The 15065-nt window shown below is 64.6% G+C and carries 17 protein-coding genes; 5 read left to right on the top strand and 12 right to left on the bottom strand.

Translation table 11 applies throughout. The features are described from left to right. Window positions 1-256 precede the first annotated feature (256 nt). The 4 genes from ACOQFP_RS10695 to ACOQFP_RS10680 all read left to right on the top strand — a co-directional run bounded on the left by ACOQFP_RS10695 (window position 257) and on the right by ACOQFP_RS10680 (window position 2433). Window positions 257-400 carry a hypothetical protein gene (locus ACOQFP_RS10695; protein WP_421584302.1) on the top strand — a complete coding sequence of 48 codons (144 nt, stop codon included), beginning with the start codon at window positions 257-259 and terminating at the stop codon, window positions 398-400. Between the two features lie 268 nt (window positions 401-668). After that, on the top strand, window positions 669-1196 hold the full coding sequence (locus ACOQFP_RS10690; protein ID WP_421584301.1) for a hypothetical protein: 528 nt from the start codon (window positions 669-671) through the stop codon (window positions 1194-1196). Between the two features lie 4 nt (window positions 1197-1200). Further along, window positions 1201-1404 (top strand): hypothetical protein, encoded by a 204-nt coding sequence (locus tag ACOQFP_RS10685; protein WP_421584300.1) that lies wholly within the window; start codon window positions 1201-1203, stop codon window positions 1402-1404. A 429-nt stretch (window positions 1405-1833) separates the two neighbouring features. Beyond that, window positions 1834-2433, top strand: coding sequence for a trypsin-like serine peptidase (locus tag ACOQFP_RS10680; protein ID WP_421584299.1), 600 nt, complete (start codon window positions 1834-1836; stop codon window positions 2431-2433). 145 nt (window positions 2434-2578) lie between these two features. Here ACOQFP_RS10680 and ACOQFP_RS10675 read toward each other — a convergent pair whose 3' ends face one another. From ACOQFP_RS10675 to ssd, 7 genes are all read right to left on the bottom strand, one after another. Beyond that, a complete protein-coding gene (locus ACOQFP_RS10675) occupies window positions 2579-2920 on the bottom strand; it encodes an Rv3654c family TadE-like protein (protein ID WP_421584298.1) in 342 nt (113 codons plus the stop codon). Window positions 2921-2928: 8 nt separating this feature from the next. Then, window positions 2929-3261: a TadE family type IV pilus minor pilin gene (locus tag ACOQFP_RS10670; protein ID WP_421584297.1), complete on the bottom strand. Its 333-nt coding sequence runs from the start codon at window positions 3259-3261 to the stop codon at window positions 2929-2931. Between the two features lie 2 nt (window positions 3262-3263). Next, a complete protein-coding gene (locus ACOQFP_RS10665; RefSeq protein ID WP_421584296.1) occupies window positions 3264-3467 on the bottom strand; it encodes a DUF4244 domain-containing protein in 204 nt (67 codons plus the stop codon). Between the two features lie 63 nt (window positions 3468-3530). Next, window positions 3531-4103 carry a type II secretion system F family protein gene (locus ACOQFP_RS10660; protein ID WP_341245525.1) on the bottom strand — a complete coding sequence of 191 codons (573 nt, stop codon included), beginning with the start codon at window positions 4101-4103 and terminating at the stop codon, window positions 3531-3533. Continuing rightward, window positions 4100-4879, bottom strand: a complete 780-nt coding sequence (locus ACOQFP_RS10655; RefSeq protein WP_421584295.1) for a type II secretion system F family protein — start codon at window positions 4877-4879, stop codon at window positions 4100-4102. The genes ACOQFP_RS10660 and ACOQFP_RS10655 overlap by 4 nt, the downstream gene beginning before the upstream one ends. Further along, window positions 4876-6060 carry a TadA family conjugal transfer-associated ATPase gene (locus ACOQFP_RS10650; RefSeq protein WP_421584294.1) on the bottom strand — a complete coding sequence of 395 codons (1185 nt, stop codon included), beginning with the start codon at window positions 6058-6060 and terminating at the stop codon, window positions 4876-4878. The genes ACOQFP_RS10655 and ACOQFP_RS10650 overlap by 4 nt, the downstream gene beginning before the upstream one ends. Then, window positions 6057-7172: a septum site-determining protein Ssd gene (ssd, locus tag ACOQFP_RS10645; protein ID WP_421584293.1), complete on the bottom strand. Its 1116-nt coding sequence runs from the start codon at window positions 7170-7172 to the stop codon at window positions 6057-6059. Before ssd ends, ACOQFP_RS10650 begins: the two co-directional genes overlap by 4 nt. 334 nt (window positions 7173-7506) lie before the next feature. Between ssd and ACOQFP_RS10640 the strand changes: the two genes are divergently transcribed. Continuing rightward, window positions 7507-8352, top strand: a complete 846-nt coding sequence (locus ACOQFP_RS10640; RefSeq protein ID WP_241257120.1) for an HAD family hydrolase — start codon at window positions 7507-7509, stop codon at window positions 8350-8352. Between the two features lie 356 nt (window positions 8353-8708). Here the strand turns inward: ACOQFP_RS10640 and ACOQFP_RS10635 are convergent, their stop codons facing one another. From ACOQFP_RS10635 to ACOQFP_RS10615, 5 genes are all read right to left on the bottom strand, one after another. After that, window positions 8709-9458: an oxidoreductase gene (locus ACOQFP_RS10635; protein WP_421584292.1), complete on the bottom strand. Its 750-nt coding sequence runs from the start codon at window positions 9456-9458 to the stop codon at window positions 8709-8711. A gap of 40 nt (window positions 9459-9498) precedes the next feature. Beyond that, complete coding sequence (locus tag ACOQFP_RS10630) at window positions 9499-11172, bottom strand: ABC transporter ATP-binding protein (RefSeq protein WP_421584291.1); 1674 nt, start codon at window positions 11170-11172, stop codon at window positions 9499-9501. Between the two features lies 1 nt (window position 11173). Further along, the gene (locus tag ACOQFP_RS10625; RefSeq protein WP_241257122.1) at window positions 11174-12112 is read right to left on the bottom strand and encodes an ABC transporter permease; all 939 of its coding nucleotides are present in this window, start codon (window positions 12110-12112) and stop codon (window positions 11174-11176) included. After that, window positions 12105-13028 (bottom strand): ABC transporter permease, encoded by a 924-nt coding sequence (locus ACOQFP_RS10620; RefSeq protein WP_206490870.1) that lies wholly within the window; start codon window positions 13026-13028, stop codon window positions 12105-12107. The genes ACOQFP_RS10625 and ACOQFP_RS10620 overlap by 8 nt, the downstream gene beginning before the upstream one ends. 145 nt (window positions 13029-13173) lie before the next feature. Next, on the bottom strand, window positions 13174-14796 hold the full coding sequence (locus ACOQFP_RS10615) for a peptide ABC transporter substrate-binding protein (RefSeq protein ID WP_421584290.1): 1623 nt from the start codon (window positions 14794-14796) through the stop codon (window positions 13174-13176). Window positions 14797-15065 lie beyond the last annotated feature (269 nt).

Here is a 15065-nt window from a genome sequence, read left to right as displayed (position 1 = left end):
TCGGCACCGGTTTCGGGGCCGGTTTCGGCGCAAACGCGCGCGCGTTCGCTGAACGCGCGCGGATTCGCCAGCAGAGCGGAGCAATTCCACGCGCACCTGACGGATGCGCGCGCGTTTGCAGATTCGGGTGAGTGGGTGGGTGGGCGGGCGGGTCAGTGGGCGGGTGGAGTGGGCGGGCTGGCCGGCTGACGCCCGCGCGGCGCACAGCGTGGATGGCAGACAACACAGCCGATGCGCCGCTCCAGCACCCGACGACATGCCGGCAGCGAAACAAGCGATCGACCTCACGGTTCGGTTCCTGACGATCGACGGCGACTACGAACCCATCGGGTTGACGATCTCACTCGTAGAACTCGAGACGGCACGGGCAGCTCTACTGGTCGTACCGACGGTGCCGTAAAGCTCTGGCAAAGAGCAGTTCACGCTTCACTCTGCGCGCGATCGTTGACTCTGGTAACTTTCCACCCAGCACACCACGGTGTGTTTGAGGATTCATCCCTGTACACGTCGGGAGCCTCCTCCGCCAACCGCGAGGTTGAAGGCCGTGTCTCACCATGCTGAGACGAACGCGGCGCACGTCCACGTCATCGGCGTACAACGTTACGGCCATGACGCGCGAAATCGACTGACTATCGGATTCAGAGACTCGACCATCCTGGAGGAGAGTAATGCGCAGCATCAAAGCCGTCGCAGGAATCATCACCGCTGTAACGATGTCCACCGCCGTCATCGGGGGTGGCGTAGCCGTCGCTCAACCGGCCACCACCGACGGCGACGTAGCATCTCAGACCGGCGCATCGACCGTAGAAACCGTGGATGCGGCGACGATTTCGCAGGTCAACTCCATTCTTGCCCGCGAAGGATCACAGACATTGCCTGCCGAAACCGACAAGCTGGGTTTGAGTGCAGACAACAAGCTTCTCGCCTTCGACCGCGCAGGCCAAGAGTTGGCGTTCGTCGACTCGACACCCCAGTACCGCGGTGACATCCAGCTCTACGAGGACAGTTTCCTGCAGAACGCCACGCAGGCCGTCGTCGGGTGCGTCGGCGGCGTGATCGGTTACGACGCCATCCTCGAGATCCTCGAAAGGCGCGTTGGCTACCTGGCATTCGTGAAGTTCCTCGCCGGGCGAGTGGGTTGGGGTCTGGCGGTGACCTGCGCAAGTGGCGCAGTGTCGAGTGCGATGGGATGGTGATTCCATGCGGGCAATAGTCTTTCTCCTCGTCCTCGGCCTGATCTACAAATGGCCGGTCTTCGGCGACGATCCGGGTAGCTGGTCGGCTGTTTCGCAGGGCATTGCGATCGGCGCAATAGTCTCTACAGCGGTGACGCCAGGGGGGTGGAAAGCGTTGCGACGCATCAAGGGTCGCATCGACGGTAGCTATACCTCACCCACGAACTGACCGCTACTTCATCGGTGTCCCCGGCCCGCAACATCGTCGGGGACACCGAAGGAGCTTGACAGACAAGCCTCCACTAGGACCAGCCCTGCTGATATGTCCGCGCCGCATGAACTATGTCTCCCCACCGGTGAACCGGCGGGAGCACGGTGCCGACGAATAGGAACTATGACAATGCGCCGAGCAGTTCTGGCCGTATCCCTGCTAGCCACTTCCATCTGCGGGCACGTCGCGTCGCCCCTCCAGGCCCAGGGCGCTCCCGAAATCGATCCGACCACACCGGTGGGGTACCGCGTCGTCAACGGAATCGCCGATACCGTGAATCCCGTCGACGTCGCGGGCATAACACGCGATACCGGCTTGACAACGATCTCCCCATCACTCGGACAGGTACCGGACGCACGATCGGTCATCGGACCCGACGAACGCGGAATGATCAACAACACCAACGCTTTCCCTTACCGCAGCTTCGGCGCGGTTGACTACAACGGTCTGTCCAACAACTGCACCGGATGGCTCGTCTCGCCAGACACCGTGGTCACAGCCGGACACTGCCTTGCGAGAAACGGACAAGTCGCCTCCAACCTGACTTTCAGTCCCGCGCGCAATGGAACCAGTGAGCCGTTTGGCACTGCCGCCGCCAGAGAGATTTGGGTCGACCGGTTCTTCCCGGAGCGATCCGGACATGACCGGGGAGTCGTCAAACTCGCCGAGCCCGTGGGCAATACCGTCGGCGGGATCGGATTGAAGAACACCCAGGATGCGACCTGGGTCGGATCGACTCAGACCATCACCGGATACCCAGCAGACAAGCCGGCAGGGACAATGTGGTCCGCGAACGGTGACATCACAGCAGAAACCGGCAACACGTTCACCCACACCATAGACACGCTTGGTGGCCAAAGCGGCTCAGCAATATACCGAGAGAACTACGCGATCGGCATACACGTAACGGGTGGTTCGCAGACCAACACCGGGACCCGCATCACCGATGAGCTCTTCGACACGATCGTCAATCTGACAGAGCGTTGAGGCGCATCGTCGATAGCGCCGTCACCCGCCGGGTGAACAGACGCAATGGGAGTGCGTCTCACCGCCAGCTCATATCTTCGACGCCGGGGTTCGACGCGAACGCGCGTGCATGTGCGCGGATTCGGGCGGGCCGGCGGGCGGACCCTCACCCAGGACCCGCTCGCGCCGAGGCGATGGCGTCGGACATTCCGAAGCGCCCCAGGAACACTGACTGCCCCACCGTCACGACCACGTCCCACTCGTCGATCGTGCACTCCCGCAACTCAGTCGACATCCTGCTCGCTACTGACAGCGCCGTCTCGCACGCATCCGCAACCCCACGATCGAGCGCCCCCGCACCCGCCAATGCAGCCAGATCCGCCGCCGACTGCGCCTGATGACGAGCACCCACCCCCGACCCGAAGTGCATCACCATCACGACGACCGCAATCAACGCCGACATCGCAAGCGCCGCCAACACCGTCGCCCCGCCCTCGTCATCACCCATGCCTGATTTCATTCCACTGCAACCGGTTCCGCAGCAGCAACCGCCTCCGCCGACAAGGTCAACCCCGGCAGCGGACTGTCCACCTCCACCCGCGCGACAAAGAACTCTCCATCCTCGGTGAGAGTGACCCGCGCACCGTCCGGCGCAACCCTCTCCCCCACCGACACAGCCCGGGCCACATCCCCTCTCGCCGCCAACCGAGCAGCCTCCCTGGCCGCATCGACACACCCGATGTGCATCGTCACCGACACGATGGCCCCGATACACACCACGATCACCGCGACGATGGACGCGATCGCGAACGCCGCCTCCACCGTCACGGCACCGTCCTCATCACCCAAACTCAGACGGCAGTGTTCAGCGCTCGATCGATGATTCCCGTCAACGCCGACACGATGCTGTCGCCGGTCACCACCGTGTACAGCACGGCCCCGAACGCGGCAGCCGCGATGGTGCCGATCGCATACTCCGCGGTGGACATGCCATCGTCCTCGACAGCCAGTAGCACGATTCGAGTCTTCAACTCCTGCAGTGCGTTCTCGATCATCTCGATTCCCCTCCTTGTTCTCCGGCGCGGCATCTCCGCACCGGACACTCGAGTGCGCGTCGGTCACAGCAGACCGCCGCCCAGTACGTTGCCCGCCAGTCCGATCACCACGGGGATGATGCCGAGACAGATGAAGGCAGGCAGAAAGCACAGTCCCAACGGACCACTGATCAGCACACCGGCACGTTCGGCCGCAGCAGCCGACGCGTCCTCGGCGCGGGTTCGTTGTGTCGCAGCGAGTTCCGTCATCGCCGACGCCATCGACGAGCCGGCCCGTGCAGATCGGCGTGCCATTCGCGCCAGGGCTTCGGTTTCCGGATCGTGCGCCACGGACTCCCATGCGGTCTCGGCATCGGCCCCGAGTTCGAGCAGATCGGCTGCCTTGCGCAGCGCGATGCCGAAGGAAGCAGGAGCGGATCGAGCTGCTGCTGCGGCGGCGGTCGCGATCGGCAGCCCTGATCGTAGGCATGCTGCGAGTAGATCGAAGGTCGTGGCCACCGCCAGTGGATCCGGAGGGGCGTCCTCGACGGCGTCGGTCTCGGCGCCGCCGGCGTTCGCGGGCCGACGCAGCCCGTTACCGACCGTCGGCGCAGCGATCAGGGCCGTGGCCAGACACAGCACGGTCACCCACGTCACGTCGTCACCTTGCCGGTGATGGCATCGGTCCACAGCAATCCGGCGCAGCCGAGTGTGGTTCCGATACACAGCAGAATTCCGCCCATTCCGCCGCCGAGCAGAATGCCGAGCGGTTCGGCTCCCATCAATTGTCCGAGCGCAACTCCCAGGATCGGCAAACCCGCCAGCACCAGGGCGGTCGCGCGGGCCCCCGCCAGCGATGCCTCCGTTCGTTCGCGAAACCGTCTGCGTCCCAGAATGTCCGCACGTACGGCATCGAGCAGCTCGGCAAGCGCCAGGCCGTGTTCGTCGGCAACCCGCCATGCGGCGGCCAGCCGGTGCAGCTCTGCGTTCAGTAGCGGATCGGCTGCGACGATCCCGTCGGCGGGGCTACCGCCGAGCCGCGAGCGCGAGGCTGCGCCGCGCAATGCCGCCGACGCGATTCCGCCGCACTCGTCCGCCGCCACCGCACTGGCCGTCGCGGGATGCGCTCCGACACGCAGCTCACCGATGACCACCTCGACTCCGGTTGCCAGCCAGTTCGATTCGGCGACATGCCGGTCGCGTTCGAGTCGCCGCTTGTACCGGTGCCATCCGGTGCCGCCCGCCACCGCTGCGGCCCCGACGGCCCACACGCCGCCGAACCACAAGACCGTCACTGCGGCAACCGACGCCGCACCGGCTGGGATCAGCCATGCCGGCCAGGTCCGGACTCTGCGTACAGGGGCGGGAAAGACACGTGAAACACTGGGCCACAACACTGTTGCTGCAGCCAGAACGACCAGCGCTGCGGTCATCGGTTGTCACCGCAGCGGCGGTTCAACAGCTCGCGCAACCGATGAGCACCCGGCGTGGCCTGGGCATCGACGGACCAGGCCGCCGCGATATGCACTCGCCCGCCCGGATCGACGTCGACCACTCCGATCTCGCGCAGCCGACGCGTACCGTCGGAGCGGCGGTGAACGTGCAGCACCACCTGCACCGCCGCCGCGAGCTGACTGTGCAGGGCGTCTCGGCCCATCCCGCCCAGCGCTGCCAGAGCCTCCAGCCGAGCAGGCACCTCGGCCGGCGAGTTCGCGTGGACCGTGCCTGCTCCCCCGTCGTGACCGGTGTTGAGTGCCGTCATCAGGTCGATCACCTCGGCCCCTCGTACCTCGCCGACCACGAGACGGTCGGGTCGCATCCGCAGTGCCTGACGCACCAGTTGGCGTACCGATACCTCGCCGACCCCTTCGACATTCGGCGCCCGGGCCACCAACCGCACCACATGCGGATGAGCCGGTGCCAACTCGGCAGCATCCTCGACGCACACGATCCGCTCGGTCGGATCCACCTCGCCCAAGAGCGCGGCAAGGAGTGTGGTCTTACCGGCACCGGTACCGCCGACCACCAGGAAAGCCAAGCGCCCGAGCATGATTCGGCGCAACAGTTCGTAACCGCCATCAGTGACCGCTCCTGATGCACGCAGGGCCGAAAGTCCTTGAGTTGCCGGTCGCAGCACGCGAAGAGACACGCACGTTCCGCCGCTCGCCACCGGTGCCAGCACCGCATGCAGGCGGACTCCGAATGCGCCCTGTCCGACGCCGGGTAGTCGACCGTCGACCCAGGGTTGCGCATCGTCCAGTCGGCGACCGGCCGACAACGCGAGCCGTTGCGCCAGCCTCCGCACGGCGGCCTCGTCCTCGAACCGAATTCCGGTGCGTTCGAGCCCGCGGCCGCGGTCGATCCACACCTGGTCCGGCGCGGTGACCAGAACATCGGTCACTCCGGGCTCGGACAGCAGCGACTCGAGCGGTCCGGCTCCGGTGAGTTCGGTCTGCAGAACACGCAGTGCCGCAAGCATATCGGTGTCGCCGATCACCCCTCCCGCCTCGGCCCGGATGGCGGCAGCCACGGTCGCAGGAACCGGAGTGTCGGCAGCCGACGCCAGGCGATCGCGGACGCGGTCGAGTAATTCTGCAGTGACGACTGCGCTCATGCTGCCAACCCTCCGTGCCGCGGCTTCTGCGAGAACGTCTCGAGCACGTCGTTCGCCGCGGCGCGCAACGGTGAACGACGGCCGAGAACGAGTCCACCGCGTTCGAGACGTTCGGCCAATCCTGGTTCGGCACGCATCGACGCCAGCAGGGGCAGTTCGAGCGCAACAGCGATGTCCTCCGCTCGGAGACCACCCGGTGCGGGCCCGCGAACCACCAGTCCTAGATTGGCGTTTCGGTCAGCCACGTGCGCCGCCACCGCCTCCGCGGAGGTGACCGAGCGTAACTCTGCCGGCAGCATCAGCACGACGAGATCGGCTGCGGCGTACAGGGCATCGGAGATCTCGTCGGGGTGACGCGGTGCGTCGCATACCACCAGATCTCCTGCCGCACGCCCTGCGTCGAGCACAGCCGCCACTGCGGGGGCAGTGAGCCCGGCACCCCGGTCAGCAGATCTGCCCAGCGCCAACACCGACAGACCGCCCCGGGAGGGCAGCGCACCGTGCAGAGCGTCGCCGGACACTCGGCCACCTTCGACGACCAATCCGGACCACCGCAGACCGGGAACGTTCTCCCAGCCGAGCAACAGATCGAGCCCGCTACCGTACCGGTCGCCCTCCACGAGGATGACGCGCCCGCCCGTGCCACTGGCACACAGTCCGAGTGCGGCGGCGAGCGTGGACGCTCCCGCACCACCGCGGGCACCCACGACGGCCACGATGCCGCCGTCGCCGGTGACAGACGCGGCAGGCGCGCCGAGTATCCGCACGAGTGTGTCCTCGTCCGCGGGCAGGGAGATCACGTGCTCGGCCCCGAGGGCCGTTGCGGTTCGCCAATCCTCGAGCGTCGGCGGCTCGGCCGTGACCAGAACGACACCTTCGCGTCGCGGAAATCCGGCGGAAAGAGCCGTCTCGGCGGCATCGAAATCGAGGAGAATATTTCCGTTTCGGTCCCAGATCGAACGCTTCGAGCCGATACCGACCAGTAAGTTCTGCTCTTCCACAACACAATCCGCGGCCGCAGCGATTCGGTAGACCTCGTCGCGGAGGCCGCGAAGGTCGATCGAGATCGTCACCGCGGGCCGAGCGCTTCGCTCTCGCGAGTCCGTTTCCATGCGCCAAGCCTGCGTGAGAATCTGCTCGAGAAACGCGCGACTTGGGGAAATGTGGATAGATTCGGGCCTGTGGATGAATAACGGTACCGAAGTACCATTTTTCGACCGACTCCAGAAATGAGGACGACCCTCGCCAGGGGGGGAGGAGGCGAGGGTCGTCTGGTTCAGCCCCGGGGGGTCGGGCTGAACACCGCCCGGAATGAACCGGGCTCATGGAAAATACTACACCCGTGGACGTCCTTGTTTGCAAGTTCAACCGTCGGAGTTTCTCGGCCGAGTTCGGCCGAGTCCGGCAGTGCCGCCACAGGACATCCACCAGTCACCACCGGCCACTATGGTGACAAATGTGACCCAGAGCGCGAGCAATGACGATGCCCCGGCCGGCCGACGCGCAACGCGCGTCGCGGCATTCTTCGACCTCGACAAAACGATCATCGCCAAGTCCAGCACGCTGGCCTTCAGCAAGCCGTTCTTCGACCAAGGTCTCATCAATCGACGCGCGGTGCTCAAGAGCAGCTACGCGCAGTTCCTGTTTCTGCTCTCCGGTGCCGACCACGACCAGATGGAGCGGATGCGAGCGCACATCGCGAGCATGACCGCGGGCTGGGACGTCGAGCAGGTTCGAGCAGTCGTTGCCGAAACTCTGCACGACATCGTGGACCCCCTCGTGTTCGCCGAGGCCGCCGATCTCATTGCCGATCACAAGCTCCGAGGCCACGACGTCGTGATCGTCTCGGCGTCCGGCGACGAGATCGTGCACCCCATCGCGGAGTTACTGGGAGCCGATCACAGCATGGCTACCACGATGGTGACCGTGGACGGCAAGTACATCGGCGAGGTCGAGTTCTACTGCTACGGCGAGGGCAAGGTCGACGCCATGAACTCCCTGGCCGCACAACATGATTACGACCTGGCTTCGAGCTACGCCTATTCGGATTCGATCACCGACGTGCCGATGCTGCGCGCCGTCGGGCACCCTACGGCCGTCAACCCCGATCGCGCGCTGCGCAAGGAAGCCGCAGCCAACGGCTGGCCGATCCTGACCTTCTCCAACCCGGTGTCGCTGCGCTCTCGAATTCAGGCACCATCCGGCAAGACCGTAGCGGTCAGTGCCGCAGCAAGTTTCAGTGCGCTTGCTGCAGGCGTGATCACCTACGGACTACTTCGCAGAAAGAGATGAGCCCGTACCTCTTGAAGTGAGGCGCGCCGCGGGGTAGAAATGACGTACGGAAGAACGGAAGGCCAAGAACGAATCGGAAGAGAAGATTCGCTCTCCCGACCCGGATTCCCAGCACGGACACCGGTACCCACGCGGAGCTTGCCACCCAATGGCAGAAGCGCTGTGGGCCTGCGGAATTCGCCAGCGATCAGCAAGAACCCTGCACCGGTTGCAGGGATGACCTCATCACTGCCGCATTCTCGCCGAGGCCACGTGGTACGCCATCACAGCCCACTTATGCACGCTTGGTAACCAGGCGCTCCGTGCTCGAGGGCGGCGAAGCCGACACACGTCGGTATCGCCGCCCTTTTTACGTGCTATTGCGCTGCTTCGGCAATCGAATGTGCTTCTGCCGCACCCGCTTCGAACGCCCCGCAGCACAGGATCACCCAACTCCCGACACCCGTCGCAGTGCCCTCGGCGAATCCCGCCGCACCATCGCGGTACGCATTCGCCCGGCGCATCCAGCTCACCTCCGGTACCCCGAGGTTGTGCGGATCGAATCCCGAGGATGCTGCAACCAACCTCGACGCGGCCCGCGCCACGATGCCGTCGGCCGATCCGAAAGCCCGGAGCGTCAGCAGTTCGCCGTGCACCACGGCCGCAAGCACCGGGGCAGGCGCTGAGGTCCCGCCCGTCACCAGTTGAGCGAGCAGGTCCAGTCGCTCGCTCACACCGGCTTCGGCGCGGGGACGGCCGAGCGCGGCGGCATTTTCGTCGACGAGATCGGCCGCGGCCAACAGATGAAGCCGCGCGAGGGTTTGCAGCGGTGCCCGCTTCCACGTGGAGATGGTGTTCTGCAGCGCATCACCGTCCAATGCGGCCGCGACCCGGAGCGCGCCGGCGAGAACGGGATCACCGTCCTCGTCCTCGCGCGGAAAGTCCATCGAACCGCCTTCGAGCGCAGAGGACGATCGAGCAGCGCGGACCGCGGCCTCGGCAGCAGTGGCCGGCCAACCACGCCGATTGGCCTTGTGTCGGTGTACCGCGCCCAGAGCGTCGCGCGCCCGTTCGGCGGCATCGAGAACTCCAGGCAGGTCCAGCAGCGGGGCGAGGGGGTCCGTCACGACAGACGACGGTACCCCCTCCCCTACTCGGCGTTCCCGCCTACTTCGATCCGGCCGCCAACAGCTCGGCGCGCGCCTGACGACGCTTGGCCTGTTCGGCGGGATCGGGCACCGGGACAGCCGCGAGCAACCGCTTGGTGTACTCGTTGGTCGGACGACGGAGAATCTGATCCGTCGTACCGAACTCCGCCAACTTGCCCTTGTTCAGCACCGCGATGCGCTTGGCCAGTACTTCCACCACCGCGAGGTCGTGACTGATGAACAGGCATGCGAACCCGTACTCGTGCTGGAGTTCCTTGAACAGGTCGAGCACCTTCGCCTGCACCGACACATCCAGCGCGGACGTCGGCTCGTCGGCCACCAGCAGCGTCGGCTCCAGAGCCAGAGCCCGGGCGATACCGACGCGCTGACGCTGTCCACCGGAGAGCTGATGGGGATAACGATTACGCATGGTCCGCGACAGGTGAACGCGGTCGAGCAGTTCCTCGACCTTTCGATTCCGTTCGGCAGCATTGTGCTCGGTGTGCAGCAGCATCGGCTCGGCAATCGACTGTCCGATCGGCCAACGCGGATTCAGCGACGAGCCCGGATCCTGGAACACGATGCCGACCTTGCTTCGCACCGAACGCAGTTCGCGATTGGACATGTTCGTGATGTCGACGCCTGCGATCGACAACGATCCGCCGGTGAGCTTGTTCAACCCCACCACCGCCTTGCCGATCGTGGACTTACCCGAGCCGGACTCACCGACGAGCCCGACCACCTCACCCATCTCGATATCGAGGCTGACCCCGTCGACGGCCCGGAACACGGTGCGACCCGGGTACTCGATGACACCGTCGACGATGCTCAGTGCGCGAGTTTCCTCGACGGCACTCGGCTCGGCGATCTCTCCGGCGGCCACGGCCTCGATGCTGCTGCCCAGGTGCGGAACCGACGAGAGCAACTGCTGCGTGTACGGATGCGACGCGTTCTTGAAGATGGTGGGTGCGGCGTCGGTTTCGACTATGACGCCGTCCTTCATCACCGCGATGCGATCGGCCATGTCGGCCACCACACCCATGTCGTGGGTGATCAGCACGATCGAGGCGTCGATCCTGTTGCGCAGGTCGCGCATCAGGTCGAGAATCTCGGCCTGCACCGTCACGTCCAACGCTGTGGTCGGCTCGTCCGCGATGAGCAGCGCCGGATCCGAGGACAGCGCCTGCGCGATCATGGCGCGCTGACGCTGACCACCGGAGAGCTGGTGAGGGTAGAAGTTCACCCGAGTCTGCGGATCCGGCATCTCGACGAGCTTGAGAAGCTCGACCGCTCGGGCTTTTGCTTCCTTCTTCGACAGCGAGGTGTGCGCCCGGATGGCCTCGGTGATCTGCCATCCGATCGAGTACACCGGGTTGAGCGCCGTCATGGGCTCCTGGAAGATCACCGCGACGTTCTTGCCGCGGATGGGTGCGAGCTGCTTCTCGGGCAACCCGACCAGTTCTTTCTCCCCGAGCATGATGCTGCCCGACACTCGCGAATTATCGGCGAGCAGGCCCGGGATGGCCATGGCCGTCGTCGACTTGCCCGATCCGGACTCGCCGACGACCGCCAGCACCTCGCCGGAGCCGACCGTGAACGAGACGGTGTCGACGGCCTTGCGCCATACCTTCTCGACCTCGAACTCGACCGTCAGGTCCGTGACGCGCAGAACGGCGTCCTTATCGATAGCCATGTCAGTTCCGTTTCGGATCGAGTGCGTCACGGAGTGCGTCGCCGAGCATGATGAACGCGAGCACCGTGACGGAGAGGAACGCAGCCGGGAACAGCACCAGGTGCGGCGATGTCAGGAACACGTTCTGGCCGAGGTTGATCTGCAGACCCCATGAGATCTCGGGGGCTTGCAGTCCGATTCCGAGGAACGTCAGCGTCGCCTCGGCGGCGATGAACGTTCCCACCGAGATGGTGGCGTAGATGACCACCGGAGCCAGGGCATTGGGCAGGATGTGTCGCACCAGAATTCGGTAGGTCGACGCCCCCAGTGCCTGTGCAGCCTGGACGTACTCGCTGTTCTTGATCGCGATGACACTCGATCGCACCAGACGCATCGCCGTCATCCAGCCGAAGGCGACCAGGGCCAGCGACACGGTGAAGATGGTGCGCTGGGCGGTGACGGTGAGCAGGATCAGGGCACCGAGCAGTAGCGGAATTCCGAAGAACACGTCGGTGAACCGAGCCAGGAAGCTGTCGATGATTCCACCGAAATAGCCTGCCAGAGCGCCGATCAGGACGCCGATGATCAGCACGCCGATCACCGACAGCACGCCGATCGACAACGAGATGCGCGCTCCGTAGATGACGTTGGCGTAGTAGTCGCAGCCCTGGACGTCCGTACCGAACCAGTGTTGTGCGCTGGGGCTCAGCCGCGAATCCGACAGCGAGCACACTCGAGGATCTATCCCGCGGGCGAACAGCTGTGGGAATACGGCCATGACCAACAGCACCGTCAACAGGAAGGTTCCGATGATGAAGAACGGGCTCTTGCGCAGGAACTTCCACGCGTTGCCCCAGAGGCTGGCCTGGCCGACCAGATCGCCGGACTCGCCGGTGACGACCTCCCCGGGCTCGCCCTCTTCGATGGCGTGCTGAGCTGCACTCGAATCTTCTTTATTCATAGCGAATCCTTGGATCGAGAACCGCGTAGAGAACGTCCACCACGAGGTTGAAGAAGATATAGAAGAACACGAAGAGCGTCACGATGCCGACCACGACGGCACCCTCCTGACGAGCGAGACCGTCGTAGATGGCGCGGCCGAGCCCGGGCAGGTTGAACACCGTTTCGGTCACGATTGCGCCGCCCAGAAGTCCGCCGACGTCGGCACCGATGAAGGTGACGACGGGAATCAGTGAATTGCGCAATGCATGCCGAACGATGATGCGCCTGTTGCTGATTCCCTTCGACTTCGCTGTGCGGATGTAGTCCGCGGCCATCGATTCGGCCACCGAGGTACGCGTCAGACGAGCGACGTATGCCATCGACAGCGACGCGAGCACCAGGCCGGGAAGCAGGTAACTCGACCACCCGTTGTTGATGCCCGAGATCGGGAAGATGCCGAGCTTGAGCCCGAGAGTGAACTGCGCGAGGAAACCGAGCACGAAGACGGGCACCGAGACCAGGAGCGTGGTGGAGATCAGCACCAGGTTGTCGAAGAACGATCCCCGCTTGAGCGCAGCGAGCACGCCTGCGGCGATGCCGATGACGGTCTCGATGACGACGGCCACGATGGTCAACCGCACGGTCACCGGGAGCGTCCGCTCGATGGTGTCCAGGACGGGCCGCCCCGAGAAGTCGGTTCCGAAGTTGCCTTGGAAGAAACCGGCGATGTATTTGAAGTACTGAACGAACAGATTGTCGTCGAGGTTGAACTCGGCTCGCAGCTGGGCGACGACACCTGGTGCGAGGGGGCGATCTCCGGCGAGGGCGCGGATGGGATCACCCGGTAGCGCGTAGACCATCGCGAAGATCAAGAACGAGGAGCCGATCAGGACGGGAATCGTCAGCAGTAATCGGCGAGTGATGTAGCGACCCACGGTGTGTCTTCTCCTTGAACAAGGGACGAACCTGCACCCCGGGTCTTGCCGGCGCAGGTCGGTGTGGGACCGATTCGACCCACGGTTGAACGAGACCCGGCGGGTGGCAACCGATCTGCTCGGCTGCCACCCACTGGGTGTGTCGTCAGTTGACTACGACATCCTCGAGGATGATGTTTCCTCGGTTGTCGATCTTGACGTCGGAGACGCGGTCGGACCACACGGCCTGATTCAGACCGTAGAACAGCGGGGTGGCGGGCATCTGGTCGATCAGGATGTCCTCCGCACGCTGGTAGTCCTCGGTGGCACCGTCGATGTCCTCGGCGTTGTTGCCCTCGGTCAGCGCGTTGTCGAACGCCGGGTCACTGAAGAAGGTGGCGTTGCTGCCTGCCGGCGGCAGGGCCGAGGTCGAGTACAGCGGGCTGAGGAAGTTGTAGATCGACGGGTAGTCCATGATCCAACCCGAGCGGAACGGGCCGGTCATACCCTTGGCGTCCTGCAGCGGTAGGTACTGCGCGAACTGGAGGTCGCCGCGCAGTGCGTAGTTCACACCCAGGTTCTCACGAATCTGGTTGCCCACAGCGGTCATCCACGAATCGTGGCCGGCTCCGGCGTTGAACCACAGATCGACCGGCTGGCTGCGATCGAATCCGGCCTCGTCGAGCAGGCGGTTGGCCTCGTCGGGGTTGAGCTCGCAGTTGGCACCGCACGCGTTCGCGCGGTAACCGTCGACGACGGGAGATGCGAACGAGTCGGCGGGGGTGCGGGTATCGGTGAAGATCGCGGTCGCGATGGCCTGGCGGTCGATGGCCATCGAGAATGCCTTGCGCACGTTCGGATCCTGGAAACGCGGATCGTAGGTGGGGAAGCCGAGCGAGGTGATGTCGGGGCGAGCACGCTCGCCGTAACGGTCACCGAACGTACTGCGTGCGGTGGCCCATGCATCCTCGGGCAGATCGAGCATGACGTCGAGTCCGCCGCCCTGAACATCGTTGTAGCCGGTGCTCACCTCGGTGTAGACCTTGAAGTTGACGCCTGCGGACTGGGCGGGATTGTCACCTGCGTAGTCGTCGTACTTGGTGACGGTGAAGCCCTGCCCCGGAACGAAGTCCGAGTCGGCCTTGAACGGGCCGTTACCGATCGGGCGGGCACCGAAGCCCGTCGGGTCGTTGTAGAACGCCTCCGGCAGCGGGTCGAACGCGGTGTAACCGAGCGTCAGCGGGAAGATCGCGAACGGTCCGGTGAGCTTGACGGTGAAGGTCGTGTCGTCGACGACGTTGAGACCGCTCAGTTCGGTTGCGACGGGCTCGGCGGTGTCGCTGCCCTGCAGATCTGCATAGCCTTCGATGTTCTCGAAGAAGTAGGACGCACCAAATGCGTTGGTGCTCAACGCATTGTAGCTCCACGCCTTGGTGTAGGACTCGGCCGTGACCGGAGTGCCGTCGTGGAACGTCCAGCCGTCCTTGAGCTTGATGGTCCACATGGTGTTGTCGTCGGATTCGACTGACTCGGCGACGCCGTTGTACTCGACACTGTTGTCATCGTCGTTGAACGTGACCAGCGGAGTGAAGAGGGCCTCGAGGACCTGACTGCCTTCGCTCTCGGTGGTGTTTCCGGGAACCAGCGGGTTCTCGGGCTCGCCGATGTAAATGCTGTAGATCCCGTCGGCACTGCCGCCGGAGCCCGAGCCCCCACCGCCACAGGCGGCGAGCAGGCTCGCACTCATCAGCACAGCCGTGGTGACGACCGCGGCACGTTTGATACGCAAGAAAATCCTCCATCCAGATGTGAACACGGGGTCATCCGTGCTCAGTCCCTCGGGCGCGACGCCCGGGGATTCATGGGCGACCGCAAACCACGACGCAGGTATGCCGTGGGAACGATCCAATAGAAGAGGACTTTAGACACATCCTGATACGAACATGTGAACTCCCCCAGATTTGCCTGATCGGCGGGTGGCTACGACACACGTTCGAAACGTTTCGGCAAGTCGATTTCTCACAGTTCGGACTCGGACGCGACCGACCCCGCTCACCG

Origin of the sequence: Rhodococcus sp. MALMAid1271, assembly GCF_049195265.1 — a bacterium.
In the GTDB taxonomy this organism is placed as follows: Bacteria; Actinomycetota; Actinomycetes; order Mycobacteriales; family Mycobacteriaceae; genus Rhodococcoides.
This window is presented reverse-complemented; position numbering and strand designations above follow the sequence as displayed.

Excerpts from the sequence above, each read along its gene's own strand:
- ACOQFP_RS10655 (WP_421584295.1), bottom strand. The coding sequence starts at position 4,879 with ATGACCGCAGCGCTGGTCGTTCTGGCTGCAGCAACAGTGTTGTGGCCC.
- ACOQFP_RS10640 (WP_241257120.1), top strand. The coding sequence starts at position 7,507 with ATGGTGACAAATGTGACCCAGAGCGCGAGCAATGACGATGCCCCGGCC.
- ssd (WP_421584293.1), bottom strand. The coding sequence starts at position 7,172 with ATGGAAACGGACTCGCGAGAGCGAAGCGCTCGGCCCGCGGTGACGATC.
- ACOQFP_RS10630 (WP_421584291.1), bottom strand. The coding sequence starts at position 11,172 with ATGGCTATCGATAAGGACGCCGTTCTGCGCGTCACGGACCTGACGGTC.
- ACOQFP_RS10695 (WP_421584302.1), top strand. The coding sequence starts at position 257 with ATGCCGGCAGCGAAACAAGCGATCGACCTCACGGTTCGGTTCCTGACG.
- ACOQFP_RS10690 (WP_421584301.1), top strand. The coding sequence starts at position 669 with ATGCGCAGCATCAAAGCCGTCGCAGGAATCATCACCGCTGTAACGATG.
- ACOQFP_RS10680 (WP_421584299.1), top strand. The coding sequence starts at position 1,834 with ATGATCAACAACACCAACGCTTTCCCTTACCGCAGCTTCGGCGCGGTT.
- ACOQFP_RS10650 (WP_421584294.1), bottom strand. The coding sequence starts at position 6,060 with ATGAGCGCAGTCGTCACTGCAGAATTACTCGACCGCGTCCGCGATCGC.
- ACOQFP_RS10625 (WP_241257122.1), bottom strand. The coding sequence starts at position 12,112 with ATGAATAAAGAAGATTCGAGTGCAGCTCAGCACGCCATCGAAGAGGGC.
- ACOQFP_RS10675 (WP_421584298.1), bottom strand. The coding sequence starts at position 2,920 with ATGGGTGATGACGAGGGCGGGGCGACGGTGTTGGCGGCGCTTGCGATG.
- ACOQFP_RS10665 (WP_421584296.1), bottom strand. The coding sequence starts at position 3,467 with ATGATCGAGAACGCACTGCAGGAGTTGAAGACTCGAATCGTGCTACTG.
- ACOQFP_RS10685 (WP_421584300.1), top strand. The coding sequence starts at position 1,201 with ATGCGGGCAATAGTCTTTCTCCTCGTCCTCGGCCTGATCTACAAATGG.